The organism is Paenibacillus durus ATCC 35681, assembly GCF_000993825.1.
Classification (GTDB): domain Bacteria; phylum Bacillota; class Bacilli; order Paenibacillales; family Paenibacillaceae; genus Paenibacillus_AQ; species Paenibacillus_AQ durus_B.
The window spans coordinates 102,591-121,324 of sequence record NZ_CP011114.1 but is presented as its reverse complement, the minus strand read 5'-3'; the positions used below and the strand labels follow the sequence as shown (position 1 = coordinate 121,324).

General features: G+C 47.1%; 13 protein-coding genes. 1 reads left to right on the top strand and 12 read right to left on the bottom strand.

The window, feature by feature from the left end; translation table 11 throughout:
• Nucleotides 1–27: 27 nt before the first annotated feature.
• Nucleotides 28–894, bottom strand: a complete 867-nt coding sequence (locus VK70_RS00525; protein WP_025697011.1) for a LysR family transcriptional regulator — start codon at nucleotides 892–894, stop codon at nucleotides 28–30.
• 133 nt (nucleotides 895–1,027) lie between these two features.
• Between VK70_RS00525 and VK70_RS00520 the strand changes: the two genes are divergently transcribed.
• Nucleotides 1,028–1,858, top strand: coding sequence for a nitroreductase family protein (locus VK70_RS00520; protein WP_025697010.1), 831 nt, complete (start codon nucleotides 1,028–1,030; stop codon nucleotides 1,856–1,858).
• Between the two features lie 490 nt (nucleotides 1,859–2,348).
• Here the strand turns inward: VK70_RS00520 and VK70_RS00515 are convergent, their stop codons facing one another.
• The 11 genes from VK70_RS00515 to VK70_RS27625 form a co-directional block, all read right to left on the bottom strand.
• A complete protein-coding gene (locus VK70_RS00515; protein ID WP_025697008.1) occupies nucleotides 2,349–2,678 on the bottom strand; it encodes a hypothetical protein in 330 nt (109 codons plus the stop codon).
• A 14-nt stretch (nucleotides 2,679–2,692) separates the two neighbouring features.
• Nucleotides 2,693–5,674: a zincin-like metallopeptidase toxin domain-containing protein gene (locus tag VK70_RS27630; RefSeq protein WP_052755968.1), complete on the bottom strand. Its 2,982-nt coding sequence runs from the start codon at nucleotides 5,672–5,674 to the stop codon at nucleotides 2,693–2,695.
• Nucleotides 5,675–5,697: 23 nt separating this feature from the next.
• On the bottom strand, nucleotides 5,698–6,420 hold the full coding sequence (locus VK70_RS00505) for a PAAR-like protein (RefSeq protein WP_046722626.1): 723 nt from the start codon (nucleotides 6,418–6,420) through the stop codon (nucleotides 5,698–5,700).
• Nucleotide 6,421: 1 nt separating this feature from the next.
• Nucleotides 6,422–6,946 (bottom strand): hypothetical protein, encoded by a 525-nt coding sequence (locus VK70_RS00500; RefSeq protein ID WP_046722624.1) that lies wholly within the window; start codon nucleotides 6,944–6,946, stop codon nucleotides 6,422–6,424.
• Nucleotides 6,939–8,090 (bottom strand): pentapeptide repeat-containing protein, encoded by a 1,152-nt coding sequence (locus VK70_RS00495; protein ID WP_046722622.1) that lies wholly within the window; start codon nucleotides 8,088–8,090, stop codon nucleotides 6,939–6,941. The genes VK70_RS00500 and VK70_RS00495 overlap by 8 nt, the downstream gene beginning before the upstream one ends.
• 383 nt (nucleotides 8,091–8,473) lie before the next feature.
• Entirely contained in the window at nucleotides 8,474–9,178 is a 705-nt protein-coding gene (locus VK70_RS00490) for an Imm3 family immunity protein (protein ID WP_025699831.1), read from the bottom strand.
• 23 nt (nucleotides 9,179–9,201) lie between these two features.
• The gene (locus tag VK70_RS28765; protein ID WP_233277748.1) at nucleotides 9,202–11,757 is read right to left on the bottom strand and encodes a deaminase domain-containing protein; all 2,556 of its coding nucleotides are present in this window, start codon (nucleotides 11,755–11,757) and stop codon (nucleotides 9,202–9,204) included.
• A 245-nt stretch (nucleotides 11,758–12,002) separates the two neighbouring features.
• Nucleotides 12,003–12,344, bottom strand: coding sequence for a hypothetical protein (locus VK70_RS00480; protein WP_025698523.1), 342 nt, complete (start codon nucleotides 12,342–12,344; stop codon nucleotides 12,003–12,005).
• 17 nt (nucleotides 12,345–12,361) lie between these two features.
• The gene (locus tag VK70_RS28760; protein ID WP_052755967.1) at nucleotides 12,362–14,422 is read right to left on the bottom strand and encodes a zincin-like metallopeptidase toxin domain-containing protein; all 2,061 of its coding nucleotides are present in this window, start codon (nucleotides 14,420–14,422) and stop codon (nucleotides 12,362–12,364) included.
• 140 nt (nucleotides 14,423–14,562) lie between these two features.
• Nucleotides 14,563–15,588: an ADP-ribosylglycohydrolase family protein gene (locus VK70_RS00470; RefSeq protein ID WP_025694554.1), complete on the bottom strand. Its 1,026-nt coding sequence runs from the start codon at nucleotides 15,586–15,588 to the stop codon at nucleotides 14,563–14,565.
• Between the two features lie 15 nt (nucleotides 15,589–15,603).
• Nucleotides 15,604–18,711, bottom strand: a complete 3,108-nt coding sequence (locus VK70_RS27625) for an ADP-ribosyltransferase (protein ID WP_052755966.1) — start codon at nucleotides 18,709–18,711, stop codon at nucleotides 15,604–15,606.
• Nucleotides 18,712–18,734: the final 23 nt, after the last annotated feature.

The following is an 18,734-nucleotide window of genomic DNA, read 5'->3' as shown; positions in this document are numbered from 1 at the left end:
ATCCAGATTAATGGAATACCATAGCAGTTAAGCAAATAACTGAAGTGCTGTCTCAATAAATAATTTTACAGCGATTGACGATTCCTCTAACGAGTGAACTGCGATATGAATATCCCGGTATCCTTGCGGCTCAATCTCGCGAACACCGACGTTTGGCGGCAGATTGAATAACGACAGCTCGGACATGATCGCCATTCCCAGTCCTTCTTGCACCATGTTTAAGCCTGTATTGTAGTTATAGACCACAAATTTTTCCAAGGGGTTCACTCCGGCTTTATTGAACCAATCGATAACAGGCGGTTCAAAGCCTGCTCTGCATATAATCATCGGTTCGTCCTGCAAATCCTGTACCCGGATTACGGACTGTTTAAATAATGGGTGGTCGTCTCTTAGGACGGCGAACATTTTTTCCCGGTATAACGGAAAGGTCTCAAGCTCATGAACCGGCGGAATAAGCAATCCCACATCAATGAACCGGGTTTCCAGCCACTCCTTAATTTCGGCTATGGTCCCTTCATGGATCGAAAATTCAATATTCGGATATTTTTCAGTAATGCAGCGGATAATCTTGGGAATAAAATGGGCGGAGGCTACCGGAAATGCTCCGATTCGAATAGCCCCTACTTCCAGTCCTTTTTCCTTGGCAATCTCCTGATCAACTTTCTCAAACCCCTGCAAAATTTCCCTGAAAATCCGGAGGATACGCTTCCCGATGTCTGTAAGCATTGCCCCGTTACGACGGTTACGAATGAACAGGACCACACCAAGCTCAGTTTCAAGCGAGGATATGGCACGGCTTACGGCAGGCTGTGTCATATTCAGCTCCTGTCCGGCTCTAGTAAAGCTCCCCGTATCCGCAATTTTGACGATTAACTGCAATTGTGCATTATTCATACCAGTTTTGATATGCCTCCTATGAGTAATATTCATTTTATTTATGTCTGATTGTATTGTATCATCAGATCAGATCAAACGGCAATGCTTAATCCATCGGATAGGGATCTCGAGATGAATAAGGAGGATGAACATGAATTTGATAACTGTAGATCAAGCGAAATGTGCGAAGTGCGGGATTTGTATAAGCGAGTGTCCGGAACAGGCATTGAAGCTTGGAGAAAATGGTCCGGAAGAAGTTTTTCCACAAAATTGTATTGCCTGTGGCCATTGCGTGGCCGTCTGTCCCAAAGAAGCTATTGATAACAAAAGAACACCGCTTGCTGATCAAACGAGCTCAAGAAAGCTGCCAAAATTAAGCCCGGAGGAGGCGGAAAACTTCCTTCGTACAAGACGTTCCATCCGGTCATATAAAGCCGCTCCCGTTCCAAGAGAACAGCTAATACAGCTTGTAAATATCGCTCATTATGCCCCTACCGGAAGCAATCTGCAGGGAGTGTCCTATCAAATAATAGACAATAGGGATGTCATTGACCGGGCTGTTGCAATTGCAGTGGAAGGATTGGAAAGTGATGCCCAGCTCAGTCAGGGACGGGATAACTTTTTTAAGCCTTATCATGAGCAAGGTATCGACACGATTTTACGGGGAGCCCCCGCTCTTGTTCTAGCCATTGCTGATGAGAATTTCCCAAGAGGCAGAGAAAACTCCATTCTTTCCTTGGCCTATTTGGAGCTGTATGCGCCAACGCTTGGATTAGGTTCATGCTGGGCTGGAATATTTGAGAAGATTGCCCTCAAGGATCATTCCCCCATGCTGAAATTATTCAATATTCCTGAAGGAAAGAAAATAACAGGGGCCGTTATGGTAGGCTACCCAAAGTACCGTTATCCAAGATTAGTGGAAAGAAACCCGCTGGAAGTTAGTTTTTATGAGTCTGATGCAGCTGCGCCTTCATTATCTTGACTAAGAGTACACTCCAGGATGTAATATCTATCGCTCCATGGAAGAAGCTGGACCTTACCAGAAGAGTTGGCAACAGATTGAGAGGCTTCAAGAACATTATGAAGTCATTAACGAAAAATTGAAATCTACCGTCAATTCGAAAAAAGCTTATTCCTAACTCATGGCTCAAGTTGGAATAAGCTTTGTAAGTTTATTAAGTGTGTTTTTTCTTGAATTTGTCACATCGGAATAAATTCATCCATATTAAGACAAACTAAATAATCACGGTAAAGCCTGAATAATTTCCATTATTTGGACGCATCCCGCTACACTATTCCGACAATAGCCCGAATCAGATCATCTAATCTAAGAGCGTGAATAGCTGAATTGCTCTCTTTTGTCCGATTAACGGACGGTACGTGTTGGGTTGATTGGTCGGTGTGGCCAGTCTTTTAATGATGGCTTCATTCGTCACTGGTAACCCACGATTATTAAGCACTTTTTGTTCTCCTTAGTCATCTTCATCGTTCCAAATCTCGTCAAATTCTTCCTCAGTCGTAGTTTCTGAATGAGGACAAAAGACATGACCATTAGGGTCGATAATATATTTGACAGCTGCTTCCTTATCTGAAATAACAATCGTATATTCATTCTCTGCAAAAAAATCATTTGGCTCTATACTTACTATAACCAGCCACACTGGTCCATTGACACTATCAAACTCGCTATAGAATCTTATAGTACGTTCCAAGTTTTCTAAAATATCACCTGATAACTTATATTTACTCTTATAATCTTGAGCAACACTCAAAGCTGTATCCAGTGTTATATTGGTATCCATTGTATCCCCCCTTATCATTCAAAACCTTTCCATCCAGGTGGAGGCCATCCACCAGTTCTTAATTTAAATATATACCTTTGTGAAAACAAAATCTCTTCAGTGGTGTATAAATCTTTATTTTTCATTATCTGACTATATACATATTCTTCCCTTTCCAAGGTTGATAGTTTCAAATATTCTTCTTTTCCAAGTTCGAGCCATTGTTTTGCATGATAGGACTCGTGCATTGCACTTAAAAATGTCGGCTCTTTTCTCAATACAATTTGACCAGTTTGTGGATCGAATCCCCCTGCTGCTAGGTCAGGTAAAACTTTACCTTTCTTATCAATAACCACCTTAATATTTTTAGTATTCATTTCTTTCGTAAATTGTTTTAAATCACGAATACTTATTATTCTTTGACCATTAGGTGCGATTCTAACCTGACCGCTTACACGCATTTCTTCCCACAATTTAAAATCTAAATCTTCAACAATAATCCCTGGCTTACTCCTCCATGCCTTCCAAGCATCATCCAGCGCTACAACATTCCTGCTGTTCGCTAGTTTATCCGCTGCCTTGTATAAGCCGTGCTTCATCAAGAACGCCAGATTCACAACCGCGATGGCGAGCCCCATGTTATCCAGCATCGCCTGGTCTATGCCGAGGATGCTCGGATTCGTATTCGCATTTCCGTTCTTGAGGTCGTTCAGTTTCACCAAGTTGATGCCGACCATGCCTGCGCCTATGACCCCATCTGCGATCGCCAGGAGATACAACGATCCCCCTCCCGTCCAAAACGCCCCGATGATCGCCACCGCTCCAAATAAGAGATTGATCTCCGCGATCAGAACTTGAGGATCGATAACTAACACTTGGAACGTATACCGGGATAAGTATACCTTTTTTTCTGTATGCTTGCTGAGATAATCCGGCTTCTGCGGGATGACATGCTCCAGCTGCCACGCATCCAGAGCAGGACCTATCTTTTCTAATAGTTTTCCGATCCCCGTAAAATCCAGCATCTGCTCGATTATACCCGGCTCATGGCTTTCCTGCGGCGCTCTTCGCGTAGGTACAGGCTGCGGGGGAAGCATCGCCCGGATCTCCGCTGGCGACTTGCCTTCCTTTGCTCCTTGCTCCATGATCTTCTTCGCGCTTTGATTCCACTCATACACTGCTGTCCGGTCCCGGTCCTCTTGCTCGTATTCCTTCTGACTCTCTGCCAGTTCCGCTTGTTTCTCTTTCTTACTCTTCTTCTTCGGTTCGCTTGCCGGCTGGGCGTAGCTCTTCTGGTAGGCATTCTGCTGCTCTTCCTTCGATTTTCCGCTCAGCCAGCTTCGCGCCGCAGCGACTCCATCCGGATTGCTATTCACTTCGGCTGCCACTTTCGCACGAATGTCCGCCTTGTGGCCTTCCGGCAAGGGTACGGACACCGGCATTCCCGACATCGGAACGGCGACATTCTTGTTGAAATCCAGTTCTTCTTGCCAGATGTTCGCTTCGGCCTGTTCATCGATATACATCTGCTTGATCTCTTCATCCGTCAGCAGTTCCATGAAATCCACTTCGACTTTCTGGAAGTCCAGCTTGCTGCTCTTGATGCCCACCCGGTTTTCTTGGATGACCATATAATGGGCAGCATTCGTTTGCAGCGCAATCTGCTGCGCGGCGCGCATCCGGATGGACTCCAGTATTCCTTTCTCGCTCCCGCTCCCCAGCTCCATCCGGTTGCCTGCCACCAGCAACAGATCCTCGCTTGCATTAACCGTAATGTTCCCGCCATCCAGATGCAGGCTGACCGTCCCTTTCTCGAACAGGACCCCGTCGTCTCCCAGCTGCATTTTGGCCGCTCCCGGCATCTCGAACACTTTCGTCGTGGGCTTCTGGAACACCGTCCGACTCTTCATCTCCTCGCTTCCGCCGCGAACCGAGTTGATCGCGATCGCCTGCTTCTCGGTACCGCTTGGAAAATACACCTTAATCCGCGCGCCTTCCTCCGGCAGACAGTGAAAGATATTATTCCCTTCCCCCGAATAGGGGAACCACCAGTTCCCTTGCGCGTCATGCTCCGCATCGATGTCCAGATGAACCTTCACCATATTGTTCGCCCGTTTCACGACCCGGCCTTCCAGGGAGACGCCTTGAATCCGCTCATTCCGCCGCGACTTCATTCTCAGCGTCTGCCGCTTCACCAGCACATATTCATATTGCAGCAGCCCCGATGCATAGCTGATGACCGATTCGGATACGACCCACATCTGATTTTTAAAAAGCACATCATCTCCGACTTCGCAATATTGCTCGCTAATGACCCGGTAATGGACAAAATCCGCCTCCTGAAGCGGGTCCCCTTCGTTTCCTTCCGCATGCGCCTTCAGCTCTTCATAGGCGGCCCGGTCCTTTACGGCTGTGTAACGCTTGGACTTCAGCTCCTCGCCCCATGACAAATCCGGCACGCCGAAGTAGACGCGAGGCGCATCCAGCGCCACATCCGGCAATATAACGGTCCCGACCCGGGAGGCCAGCCGCTTCATAAATTGCCAGTCGGTCTCTCCAAATTGAACCATGAACGTGCCGATCACCGCTTCCTCGCTTGTCGCCATATTTTGCGCAGCCCCTCCGGGGTAGCCGGCGACGAGCTGCTCTATGGCATCCGAATAGGTCAAATGCTTATTCTGATACGACCGGTTTTTCGGCTCCATATCCATGGCATACGTGCGCGAAATCGCCTCGACTTGCACATGCGGAATCCCGTCTTCCATGTGAATATCGATACCCGTAATGCCCCCGGCGAACCAGTTCTCCGCTTTCGGCTCGGCAGGCTTGCGGAGGACCAGGCTGTCCTCAAAGCTGCTTCGTTGTATGCAAAGTTCCGCTTCCTCTTCCGTCATGACCGCCGTAAACGTACACCGCGCATGTGTATTAAATTTCCGTTCAATCCGAAAACTGCGGATGGCTTTCAGCCCATACGGCCACTGCAGCTCATAGCCATCCCCTTGATACCCTGCTCCCATGTCTTCACCTTGACCTCCCTTCTTTATCTCACGGAGAACTCCGGAGGCGCCGGGTCCATCCCATTCGTGAGCAACCGGATCTGCCCCCCATACTGACAAAATAAACAGGACTTGCTAGTCAGCGCCGGCACCCCTTGAATGGATACACTCGGGCTGCCGTTCGTCCATTGGGTCTGAGCTCCTGCCAATTTCTCCAGCATCGTAGTAAGCGAAGGAAGAGCACCTAACAGCCCAGGCCGCCGCTCTGCTTGGGGTTTGAATGGCGGGCCCGTAGGGGCGGATGCCGATACCGTTGGCAGCAGCTTGGGTGCACACGGATAAGTTGGCTGATTAAAGGTCGGCTGCTCTGGATCGGGGTCTAGCATAAACGGAGGGAAGTCGACCATATCGACCCTATATGGGGGGATTGTATACCCTGACATAGCCACCTTTATCGGATGCATCTCACTCCGGCAATAGCCAAACGAATAAAAGTTGCCATCAAGCTCCCGACCCATTGCGTCAAAGGCAATACCCATAGTCGTTCCCGGCTTCGTCGAGGATACGACACAATCCTCCACCGTCAGCATCGGGCTTCCATTAATATACACTCCGTTCGGGTCCTGCTTGTTCAGCACTTCTTCGTGCGTGCCAAATGTGCAATGCATATACGCCCCTGCTGTCACATAGGTATCCTCGCTCCGCCACGGGGATGCCAGCAGCTTGGCAAGCGTGTCTTTCTTCAATATCGTGTCTGTAATTCCCATCTCAAGCTTCTCCTCCCGTCAACCGGATTGGTCTGATCCTTAAGCCGTACAGGCTTTTTCTAAGCAGGCTCTCCGCTACGTCCACACGCGCAACCAGCACACGGCTCCGGTAATACGGAATTTGGAAAATAGCAGCTTCCCTCAAATCTTCAAGGTCTACCCAAATGGTCATAACCTGTCCGTTTTCCGACTCCGTGCGGTCAGGCGCAATACACGGAATTTCCGGAAAATCCATCCATGCATAATCGAATTGCCCCTGCTGCTTTAGGTCCATCACGATTACGCTTTTATAAGCGATCTCCGGAATCCGCTTGTTTATAGTGGCCCGAAGCTCCTCGCTGACCAGCAGGATGGGATGTTCAATCAGACTGCTGGAAGTCAGGCTATTGCCCGGCATCACATAGACGACTTCCTGCTGCTCCGCGTGGCCGTAGCCCCTGAGCATACGTTCCGGAAACGCCAGATTCGCTCCGTTCGCCGGCAAGCGCCGATCATGCTCCAGCACATAGTATTCCATCCTACTCATGCTGCGGCTCCTCCACCCAAGTGATCGTTTCACGCTGTTCCTTCGTTAGCGTAACCCGGAAAGCGTCCCGCTCCAGCATCCGGCTCCCGGTCAAGTCTGCCCCTGTGAAATCCGTCTCTTCCAGCTTCGAACCTGTAAAATCCCCCGCAATTTTCGCATCTCGAAAGCTGGCATGGGTCAGGTTGGCCCGTTGAAACTGTACGCCATTCAGACCAAACACCAGGCCATGCGCCTCTACCACCATATCCCGATCGCCCAGTACACGGTCGAACCTCGCGTAGGTCAGGTCACAATCGCGAAAGTCCGCATCAACTAGAAGACTCTCGCGAAAATCGGCCTGATCGCATACGCAGCGCTCAAAGCGGGTACCCAGCATTCGGCTGCCCCCGAAATGACTTCCTGTCAGCGTCACCTCTTCGAATCTTGCATAATTCAGGTCAATGCCTTCGTAATGACCACGAGACAGATCGACCTTGGCCATATGTTCATAGATGTATTCCTGATCTGACCGGTTTTCCAGCCATCCTTTGCACGTAATGGAGGTTCGTTGTCTCTCATTGACGCGATACACCGATTCACTGACCTCATGATCCCGATATTCGCCGACGCGCACTTCAAAATGACTGTCTTTCTCTATGCTTTGGAAAGAAACAAGCTGCCGGATCGTATCCATCGCATAACGGACAGCGTGTACCATATAGACGTGAAACGGATACAGCTGCTCTGTCTTCCAGGCTTCGAACGAATGGCGCTGAATGCGGTTCATATAATGCTTGCGCTTCTCCTCACACGCTTGATCCCAAGCGTCCGCGAATCCATAAATCCATCCCGCATCATAACGGAAAGGCGTCAGCTGCACGTTGCTTTCCGTGTCCCTGCCGCTGGCCTCCAGCATATAGACGGGCCTTCCTTCGTTCAGGCTCGTCCGCAGCAGGGAGACGTGAATGCAGGCGCATTTCTGTAAATGCCCTTCTTGCTGCTGGAGCTGTACATTCTGGCAGAACCGGTCGAATAGCGGGACGAGCTGGTCTAAAATCTGCTTTTTATGCCGGACATAATAGTTATGTAAAGATTTAATCTGCCGATTTCGCTGCGGCGTGACATCTTCTTCAATAAAATAGTTCCATATCTCCATGTCGTGCATCCCCGCGCACTCCTCTCTTAGGTGCGTTTTATTGGTTCATCAGCACTTCGACCTTTTCGGGTCTTGATCTTGTGAACAGGTGGGGTGGGTTTGACGCTCACTTTTCTGCTGCTTGTGCCTGTTTTTCCATTTTTTTCTTCACTTTCTTCTGATTTTGGGCATGAAAAAAGCTCATTCCTACTTATGATTCAAGTTGGAATAAGCTTTTGAAAGGTTATCAAGTGTTTGTTTATATTGTTTAGTGTTTGGTTTGTTGGTTGTATTGTACGATTCTATTGTTCGGGTTGTAAAGTGAGTTTTCACAGAAATCTTGACAGACCCGTTGATCGTATTCTATGTTCTTGTCGTTAGAGTGGTTATAATAATCCCAAGTTTTACAGCTACTAACCTATATTGTTTAATTGCTCTAATGCGTTATCAATTCTAACTACTAGCTTCATCCGTTCCTCTTTTATTAGTTGCTCCTCACGAACATCTTCCACATTGAATAGTTGCAACTCCTCTTTAATCCTCTGTAACCCTTCTATTTTTGTGTAACCAAGTTTCAACAGATTTTCAGCTAGCGTTGTATACACGATTATTTTTTCACTTAGTGTATTCTTACAATCTCGTTCAAAACGTTGAAATACGCTAGCAACTATTTCATCCTTATTTATGTTGCCTGTGTTAATTTGATCAAAGAATTTATTAACTTCATCTGTCAATTCTTCATAGTACCAACATACCCTCGGATAATAATCCAAAGGTTTATTTTCTAATTGTTTAAACACTTGCTCCTTACGTAAAAGTAAATCAATGTATTGTTCACGTGTTAATTTATTCTCTTGTTCAATTAATTTAAAATTTAGTTCGGATATCGTTTCTATCATGTAATCCTTGAAAGTGTTCAGAATCCTCAAATGAGAAACTAAAATTTCTGCAATTGTTACACCAATAACTGCTTTATCTGTCTCACTTTTTTTCATTGACATATCATATTCATTAAGTGTCCTTGCAATCGCCTCCTTATTACTCATTTTTTCGTCTTCTTTAAATTCATTATATGTCTCATTTATATATTCTGAGTACTCTTCATAACTATGGGCCATTTTATAGAAACCTCCGAAAATTATTATTTTGAAGTCTTAGGTGGAATAGGAACATCACCATTATGAACTACTTCAATTATAATATTGGGATACTTTTCATTAAATTGTTGAATAATTTTATTGCAACTAGCGCACGTGTCCTTTTCAGTAAACAATTTGATTTTTCCTGTTGCATTTGGATTATCGCCTATTCTCTTTGCTAGATCATTTAAAATTTTATACTCTGTATCTCCGTCCCTCAAGTAAATATTTCCTGCTTTATCAGGAGCTTCAGTTGCCTTAAATATTGGCTCTTCAGGTTTGAATGAAAACTCCCCAGTTCCAGGAATTTTTTTGCTTGCGTCATGAATTCCGCTATGTGCATAAAAGTCTGTCTTATCGACACTTGTAACATTTACTTCAGCGTAAGCAAAATTACCATCTTCTTTATATCTATTAGATAATCCTCCCCTTGCTTCGGCTACTTTATCTATAATATGTTTATCCGCTATTGGATCAATTAATTTAGTAGGAAATCCCTCTGTTTGTCTCTGAGCAGCTTGTCCAATCCCCCACTTACTCTTCCAAGCCTTCGAAGCATCTTCTAGTGCTACAACATTCCTGCTGTTCGCTAGTTTATCCGCCGCTTTGTATAAGCCGTGCTTCATCAAGAACGCCAGATTCACAAACGCGATGGCGAGCTCCATGTTATCCAGCATCGCCTGGTCTATGCCGAGGATGCTCGGATTCGTATTCGCATTTCCGTTCTTGAGGTCGTTCAGTTTCACCAAGTTGATGCCGACCATGCCTGCGCCTATGACCCCATCTGCGATCGCCAGGAGATACAACGATCCCCCTCCCGTCCAAAACGCCCCGATGATCGCCACCGCTCCAAACAAGAGATTGAACTCCGCGATCAGAACTTGGGGATCGATGACCAACACTTGGAACGTATACCGGGATAAGTATACCTTTTTTTCCGTATGCTTGCTGAGATAATCCGGCTTCTGCGGGATGACGTGCTCCAGTTGCCACGCGTCCAGAGCAGGACCCATCTTTTCTAACAGTTTTCCGATCCCCGTGAAATCCAGCATCTGCTCGATCATGCCCGGCTCGTGGCTTTCCTGCGGCGCTCTTGGCATAAGTACAGGCTGCGGTGGAAGCATCACCTCAATCTCCGCTGGTGACTTGCCTTCCTTTGCCCCTTGCTCGAGGACCTTCTTCGCGCTTTGATTCCACTCATACACCGCTGTCCGGTCCCGGTCTTCCTGCTCATATTCCTTCTGCCTCTCTGCCAGTTCCGATTGTTTCTCTTTCTTACTCTTCTTCTCAGGTTCGCTTGCCAGCGGGGCGTAGCTCTTCTGGTAGGCGTTCTGCTGCTCTTCCGCCGATTTCCCGCTCAGCCAGCTTCGCGCCGCAGCGACTCCATCCGGATTGCTATTCACTTCGGCTGCCACTCTCGATCGAATGTCTGCCTTGTGGCCTTCCGGCAAGGGTACGGACACCGGCATTCCCGACATCGGAACGGCGACATTCTTGTTGAAATCCAGTTCTTCTTGCCAGATGTTCGCTTCGGCCTGTTCATCGATATACATCTGCTTGATCTCTTCATCCGTCAGCAGTTCTATGAAATCCGCTTCGACTTTCTGGAAGTCCAGCTTGCTGCTCTTGATGCCCACCCGGTTTTCTTGGATGACCATATAATGGGCAGCGTTCGTTTGCAGCGCAATCTGCTGCGCGGCGCGCATCCGGATGGACTCGAGCACTCTCTTCTCGCTCCCGCTCCCCAGCTCCATCCGGTTACCTGCGACCAGCAACAGATCCTCGCTTGCATTAACCGTAATGTTCCCGCCATCCAGATGCAGGCTGACCGTCCCTTTCTCGAACAGGACCCCGTCGTCTCCCAGCTGCATTTTGGCCGCTCCCGGCATCTCGAACACTTTCGTCGCGGGCTTCTGGAACACCGTCCGGCTCTTTATCTCCTCGCTTCCGCCGCGAACCGAGTTAATCGCGATCGCCTGCTTCTCGGCACCGCTTGGAAAATACACCTTAATCCGCGCGCCTTCATCCGGCAGACAGTGAAAGATATTATTCCCTTCCCCTGAATAGGGGAACCACCAGTTCCCTTGCGCGTCATGCTCCGCATCAATGTCCAGATGAACCTTCACCATATTGTTCGCCCGTTTCACGACCCGGCCTTCCAGGGAGACGCCTTGAATCCGCTCATTACGCCGCGACTTCATTCTCAGCGTCTGCCGTTTCACCAGCACATATTCATATTGCAGCAGCCCCGATGCATAGCTGATGACCGATTCGGATACGACCCACATCTGATTTTTAAAAAGCACATCATCTCCGACTTCGCAATACTGCTCGCTAATGACCCGGTAATGGACAAAATCCACCTCCTGAAGCAGGTCCCCTTCGTTTCCTTCCGCATGCGCCTTCAGCTCTTCATAGCGGGCCCGGTCCTTTACGGCTGTGTAACGCTTGGACTTCAGCTCCTCGCCCCATGACAAATCCGGCACACCGAAATAGACGCGAGGCGCATCCAGGGCCACATCCGGCAAAATAACGGTCCCTATCCGGGAGGCCAGCAAGTCAATTAAACCTTCTTTTTCTAATGTCTGTATCTGCTTTGTCGCTTCCTCCTTTGGTTTATAATATACAAAAAAAGCTTACTCCTACTTCACAGTTCAAGTTGGAATAAGCTTTTTAAAAATTATCAAGTGTATTTTGTTCGAGCAAGTTATGTTTATGGTTTATTTATTTGTGTTGTAGGATCAGGCTGCATTTATAATCCTACGTTGCACTTCAACAGATGAGTAAAAACACTATTTTTCTTTTATTCATCATTCTCGTCGTCAGCGAAAGCTTCAAACTCTTCGTCGGTATAATCTCTATTACTGGGAATATGATAATAATGTGATATGCCATTATGATCTATTACATGGTCAACAACACCATCTCCATCAGATACAACAATAGTAATTTCATCATCGCCTTCAAAAATGTTCGGTGTTATATCTACCAAAACAAGCCAAGCACAACCCTTAATTCCATAAAATGAAGGATAAAATTTCACAGACCTTTCCACACTGTCGTGAATGACTCCTCGTAGATTATACTTTTGTTTATATTCCCGGGCAATTTCCATAGCTTGGCTAGCTGTTAATTTAGTATTCATATTTCCTCCCATTATTCCTAATATCCCTTCCAATCAGATAAAGGCCATGCTCCATTTCTTACTTTGAAAATGTATCGTTGCGCTTCATATATTTCAGCGGCATTAAATAAATGTTTGTTTTTCATAATCTCATTGTACACGAATTCTTCTCTTTCAGCTTTCGATAACTTCAAATATTCTTCTTTTCCAAGTAGATTATATTGCTTAAGATGATATGATTCATGAACTGCACTTAAGTAAGATGCATCAGCCCTTAATACAATTACTCCGGTTTCAGGATCGAAACCTCCAGCTGCATTCTCGGGTAATATATTTCCTTTCTTATCGAAAATAACTTTTGTTTTTATTGTACTCATTTCTCTCTGATATATCTTCATATCTCGTATACTCATAATTCTTAGTCCATTTGGTGTTAATCTAACCTGACCGCTTACACGCATTTCTTCCCACAATTTAAAATCTAAATCTTCAACAATAATCCCTGGCTTACTCCTCCATGCCTTCCAAGCCTCATCCAGCGCCGTGATATTCCGGCTGTTCGCTAGTTTATCCGCTGCCTTGTATAAGCCGTGCTTCATCAAGAACGCCAGATTCACAACCGCGATGGCGAGCCCCATGTTATCCAGCATCGCCTGGTCTATGCCGAGGATGCTCGGATTCGTATTCGCATTTCCGTTCTTGAGGTCGTTCAGTTTCACCAAGTTGATGCCGACCATGCCTGCGCCTATGACCCCATCTGCGATCGCCAGGAGATACAACGATCCCCCTCCCGTCCAAAACGCCCCGATGATCGCCACCGCTCCAAACAAGAGATTGATCTCCGCGATCAGAACTTGAGGATCGATAACTAACACTTGGAACGTATACCGGGATAAGTATACCTTTTTTTCCGTATGCTTGCTGAGATAATCCGGCTTCTGCGGGATGACATGCTCCAGCTGCCACGCATCCAGAGCAGGACCTATCTTTTCTAATAGTTTTCCGATCCCCGTAAAATCCAGCATCTGCTCGATTATACCCGGCTCATGGCTTTCCTGCGGCGCTCTTCGCGTAGGTACAGGCTGCGGGGGAAGCATCGCCCGGATCTCCGCTGGCGACTTGCCTTCCTTTGCTCCTTGCTCCATGATCTTCTTCGCGCTTTGATTCCACTCATACACTGCTGTCCGGTCCCGGTCCTCTTGCTCGTATTCCTTCTGACTCTCTGCCAGTTCCGCTTGTTTCTCTTTCTTACTCTTCTTCGATTCGTTAGCTGGCTGGGCATAGCTCTTCTGGTAGGCGTTCTGCTGCTCTTCCGCCGATTTCCCGCTCAGCCAGCTTCGCGCCGTAGCGATTCCATTCGGATTGCTGTTCACTTCGGCTGCTACTTTCGCACGAATGTCCGCCTTATGACCTTCCGGCAAGGGTACGGACACCGGAACTCCGGACATCGGCACGGGGACATTCTTGTTAAAATCCAGTTCTTCCTGCCAGATTTTCGCTTCAGCCTGTTCATCGATATACAGCTGCTTGAGTTCTTCATCCGTCAGCAGCTCCATGAAATCCGCTTCGACTTTCTGGAAGTCCAGCTTGCTGCTCTTGATGCCCACCCGGTTGTCTTGGAGGACCATATAATGGGTTGCGTTCGTTTGCAGCGCAATCTGCTGCGCGGCGCGCATCCGAATGGACTCGAGCACGCCCTTCTCGCTCCCGCTTCCCAGCTCCATCCGGTTGCCTGCGACCAGCAACAGATCCTCGCTTGCCTTAACCGTGATGTTCCCGCCATCCAGATGCAGGCTGACCGTCCCTTTCTCGAACAGGACCCCGTCGTCTCCCAGCTGCATTTTGGCCGCTCCCGGCATCTCGAACACTTTCGTCGTGGGCTTCTGGAACACCGTCCGGCTCTTCATCTCCTCGCTTCCGCCGCGAACCGAGTTGATTGCGATCGCCTGCTTCTCGGCACCGCTTGGAAAATACACCTTAATCCGCGCGCCTTCCTCCGGCAGACAGTGAAAGATATTGTTCCCTTCCCCCGAATACGGGAACCACCAGTTCCCTTGCGCGTCATGCTCCGCATCGATGTCCAGATGAACCTTCACCATTTCGATCAGTTCTCCCGCGAAAGGTTGCAATGAAAAAGAAGTGAAAATCCGCATTATGCAGATAAAGTTCTACATAATACGGATTTTTGGTAAATTAAATACTCAGTAATTTATACAAAAGCTTTATAAAACTCTTTTGTTTATAGACTACCATATTCATCTATAATCGCTTTATTAGCACAAAACTCATAGAATTTTTTTATCAACTCATCAATATCTTGTTTTCTAACTATTTTTTCTAACCATTCTTCTGGAATTTCATCCATTTTATAATACATCCCTGCCAATGATCCTGTTATCGAAGCCACGGTGTCCGTATCTTCACCTAAATTCACTGCTTTTAATACAGCTTCTTTAAATGAAGCTGTATTTCCTAAACACCAAATCGCTGCTTCTAAAGTATGAACCACATATCCATCTGATAAAATTTCTTCTTGCGGTGTTCCAAAAAAATTTTCATTAAAAATTCTCTTGTAATATCTCAATTCCTTTAGATATACATGCTCTTCTCCAAAATTTTCATTGAAAAGCTCTTGAATTTCTTTTATTGACTTTTCAAAAGAATTATTATGATATAGCCTTATTAAAAATTCAATGTAGATAATTGACCCTACTATAGCACGAGGATGTGCATGAGTAATTTCTGTATATTGTTTGATTATCTCTGTTTTTTTTACAAAATCAAACTCATTATATAACGTAAATACCAATGGCGAAATTCTCATAATGGCACCATTACCATTATCATACTCAGACTGACCTCCGCATTTTTTCGGCAAAATCCCTTCTTTAAATCTATTTATTGCTTCAGCTGTAGTTCTACCAATGTCAAACATCTTTCCAAAAGGAGTCCAATAACCTTCTTCTTGATATTTAACAAATTTCCGCATTAAATTCACTATGTTTTCTTTTTCCACTACATTTTCTACCAAACATAACGTCAACGAAGTATCATCAGACCATGTTCCAGGAGGTTGATTATATGTGCCGTATCCAACTATATCTTGTATGTGAAATGTACCTCTTTGCCTAAATTCAACTGGTACCCCCATTAAATCACCAATAATACCACCATATATAGTAGGGAGTATTCGTTTTTTTATATTTAGACCAAGAAAAATCTTATTATCGTCTTCCCATCTGTCTACCATTCTTCTACCTGTCATTTATTCCACCTACTTTTATAGTATCAAATCTAAAACAACATGTAGTTTACCATCACTATCAACTTTTGCACTTTTTATTATCATTTCTTGTCCAGCATTCAGAAGTAACTCTGCTTCACCAGGGTAATAACTAATCTTACTAACATAAGCAGCATTAGCTCCTTTTGGAACATTTATCTCCCAAGAGACTTTCATAAAATCAAATGAAGACTCTTTTACAATCGCGGTACTAATAAACGCATTATCTTTGATTGACTTCCCTACTAGCGAATCATAATTTATCTTTCCATCTTTACCTATTTCAAGCAGATCTTCAAAGGGTTTAAGATCTGTTCCTCTATATACTCGCATATCATATGGAACTTTCGCTTTACTTAGTCCACTCTTGATATCATTAATCACTTGTAGTTCTACACCATCTAAAGAATCACTGAATCCTCTCAGATAGGCATTTATTATGCTATAATCATCTCCAGTATATTGCTTGATAGCATTTCTTTCACTCTCAGTTAGTGATTCAATCCAGCTATCATAATACTTGCTTCCCCATTGATGAGCTTCTTCTAGGTTATTAATTGAGTGTTTAGCCCAACTAACTCCCTTACCACCATTTCCCATCCCCTCTGCCTTCCAAACCTCATCCAGCGCTACAACATTCCTGCTGTTCGCTAGTTTATCCGCCGCCTTGTATAAGCCGTGCTTCATCAAGAACGCCAGATTCACAAACGCGATAGCGAGCCCCATGTTATCCAGCATCGCCTGGTCTATGCCGAGGATGCTCGGATTTGTATTCGCATTTCCGTTCTTGAGGTCGTTCAGTTTCACCAAGTTGATGCCGACCATGCCTGCGCCTATGACCCCATCTGCGATCGCCAGGAGATACAACGATCCCCCTCCCGTCCAAAAAGCCCCGATGATCGCCACCGCTCCAAACAAGAGATTGATCTCCGCGATCAGAACTTGAGGATCAATGACTAACACTTGGAAGGTATACCGGGATAAGTATACCTTTTTTTCTGTATGCTTGCTGAGATAATCCGGTTTCTGCGGGATGACATGCTCCAGTTGCCATGTGTCCAGAGCTGGACCCATCTTTTCCATCATTTTCCCGATCCCCGTGAAATCCAGCATCTGCTCGATTATACCCGGCTCATGGCTTTCCTGCGGCGCTCTTCGCGTAGGTACAGGTTGCGGGGGAAGCATCGCCCGGATCTCCGCTGGCGACTTGCCTTCCTTTGCTCCTTGCTCCATGATCTTCTTCGCGCTTTGATTCCACTCATATACCTCTGTCCGGTCCCGGTCTTCCTGCTCATATTCCTTCTGACTCTCTGCTAGCTCCGCTTGTTTCTCTTTCTTACTCTTCTTCTTCGGTTCGCTTGCCGGCTGGGCGTAGCTCTTCTGGTAGGCATTCTGCTGCTCTTCCTTCGATTTTCCGCTCAGCCAGCTTCGCGCCGCAGCGACTCCATCCGGATTGCTATTCACTTCGGCTGCCACTTTCGCACGAATGTCCGCCTTGTGGCCTTCCGGCAAGGGTACGGACACCGGCATTCCCGACATCGGAACGGCGACATTCTTGTTGAAATCCAGTTCTTCTTGCCAGATGTTCGCTTCGGCCTGTTCATCGATATACATCTGCTTGATCTCTTCATCCGTCAGCAGTTCCATGAAATCCGCTTCGACTTTCTGGAAGTCCAGCTTGCTGCTCTTGATGCCCACCCGGTTTTCTTGGATGACCATATAATGGGCAGCGTTCGTTTGCAGCGCAATCTGCTGCGCGGCGCGCATCCGGATGGACTCCAGTATTCCTTTCTCGCTCCCGCTCCCCAGCTCCATCCGGTTGCCTGCCACCAGCAACAGATCCTCGCTTGCCTTAACCGTAATGTTCCCGCCATCCAGATGCAGGCTGACCGTCCCTTTCTCGAACAGGACCCCGTCGTCTCCCAGCTGCATCTTGGCCGCTCCCGGCATCTCGAACACTTTCGTCGTGGGCTTCTGGAACACCGTCCGGCTCTTCATCTCCTCGCTTCCGCCGCGAACCGAGTTGATCGCGATCGCCTGCTTCTCGGTACCGCTTGGAAAATACACCTTAATCCGCGCGCCTTCCTCCGGCAGACAGTGAAAGATATTATTCCCTTCCCCCGAATAGGGGAACCACCAGTTCCCTTGCGCGTCATGCTCCGCATCGATGTCCAGATGAACCTTCACCATATTGTTCGCCCGTTTCACGACCCGGCCTTCCAGGGAGACGCCTTGAATCCGCTCATTACGCCGCGACTTCATTCTCAGCGTCTGCCGTTTCACCAGCACATATTCATATTGCAGCAGCCCCGATGCATAGCTGATGATCGATTCGGATACGACCCACATCTGATTTTTAAAAAGCACATCATCTCCAACCTCGCAATATTGCTCGCTAATGACCCGGTAATGGACAAAATCCGCCTCCTGAAGCAGGTCCGCTTCGCTTCCTTCCGCATGCGCCTTCAGCTCTTCATAGCGGGCCCGGTCCTTTACGGCTGTGTAACGCTTGGACTTCAGCTCCTCGCCCCATGACAAATCCGGTACGCCGAAGTAGACGCGCGGCGCATCCAGGGCCACATCCGGCAAAATAACGGTCCCTATCCGGGAGGCCAGACGTTTCATAAATTGCCAGTCGGTCTCTTCAAATTGAACCATGAACGTGCCAATCGCCGCTTCCTCGCTTGTCGCCATATTTTGCGCAGCCCCTCCGGGGTAACCGGCGACGAGCTGCTCTATGGCATCCGAATAGGTCAAATGCTTATTCTGATATGAACGGTTTTTCGGCTCCATATCCATGGCATACGTGCGCGAAATCGCCTCGACTTGCACATGCGGAATCCCGTCTTCCATGTGAATATCGATACCCGTAATGCCCCCGGAGAACCAGTTCTCCGCTTTCGGCTCGGCAGGCTTGCGGAGGACCAGGCTGTCCTCAAAGCTGCTTCTTTGTATGCAAAGTTCCGCTTCCTCTTCCGTCATTACCGCCGTAAATGTACACCGCGCATGTGTATTAAATTTCCGTTCAATCCGAAAACTGCGAATGGCTTTCAGCGCATACGGCCACTGCAGCTCATAGCCATCCCCCTGATACCCTGCTCCCATGTCTTCACCTTGACCTCTCTTCT

Coding starts and splice junctions, on each gene's coding strand:
- VK70_RS28760 (WP_052755967.1), bottom strand. CDS start 14,422: ATGGTGAAGGTTCATCTGGACATCGATGCGGAGCATGACGCGCAAGGG.
- VK70_RS00520 (WP_025697010.1), top strand. CDS start 1,028: ATGAATTTGATAACTGTAGATCAAGCGAAATGTGCGAAGTGCGGGATT.
- VK70_RS00490 (WP_025699831.1), bottom strand. CDS start 9,178: ATGGCCCATAGTTATGAAGAGTACTCAGAATATATAAATGAGACATAT.
- VK70_RS27625 (WP_052755966.1), bottom strand. CDS start 18,711: ATGGGAGCAGGGTATCAGGGGGATGGCTATGAGCTGCAGTGGCCGTAT.
- VK70_RS00495 (WP_046722622.1), bottom strand. CDS start 8,090: ATGCACGACATGGAGATATGGAACTATTTTATTGAAGAAGATGTCACG.
- VK70_RS00500 (WP_046722624.1), bottom strand. CDS start 6,946: ATGAGTAGGATGGAATACTATGTGCTGGAGCATGATCGGCGCTTGCCG.
- VK70_RS00480 (WP_025698523.1), bottom strand. CDS start 12,344: ATGAATACTAAATTAACAGCTAGCCAAGCTATGGAAATTGCCCGGGAA.
- VK70_RS00505 (WP_046722626.1), bottom strand. CDS start 6,420: ATGGGAATTACAGACACGATATTGAAGAAAGACACGCTTGCCAAGCTG.
- VK70_RS27630 (WP_052755968.1), bottom strand. CDS start 5,674: ATGGGAGCAGGGTATCAAGGGGATGGCTATGAGCTGCAGTGGCCGTAT.
- VK70_RS00515 (WP_025697008.1), bottom strand. CDS start 2,678: ATGGATACCAATATAACACTGGATACAGCTTTGAGTGTTGCTCAAGAT.
- VK70_RS00470 (WP_025694554.1), bottom strand. CDS start 15,588: ATGACAGGTAGAAGAATGGTAGACAGATGGGAAGACGATAATAAGATT.
- VK70_RS00525 (WP_025697011.1), bottom strand. CDS start 894: ATGAATAATGCACAATTGCAGTTAATCGTCAAAATTGCGGATACGGGG.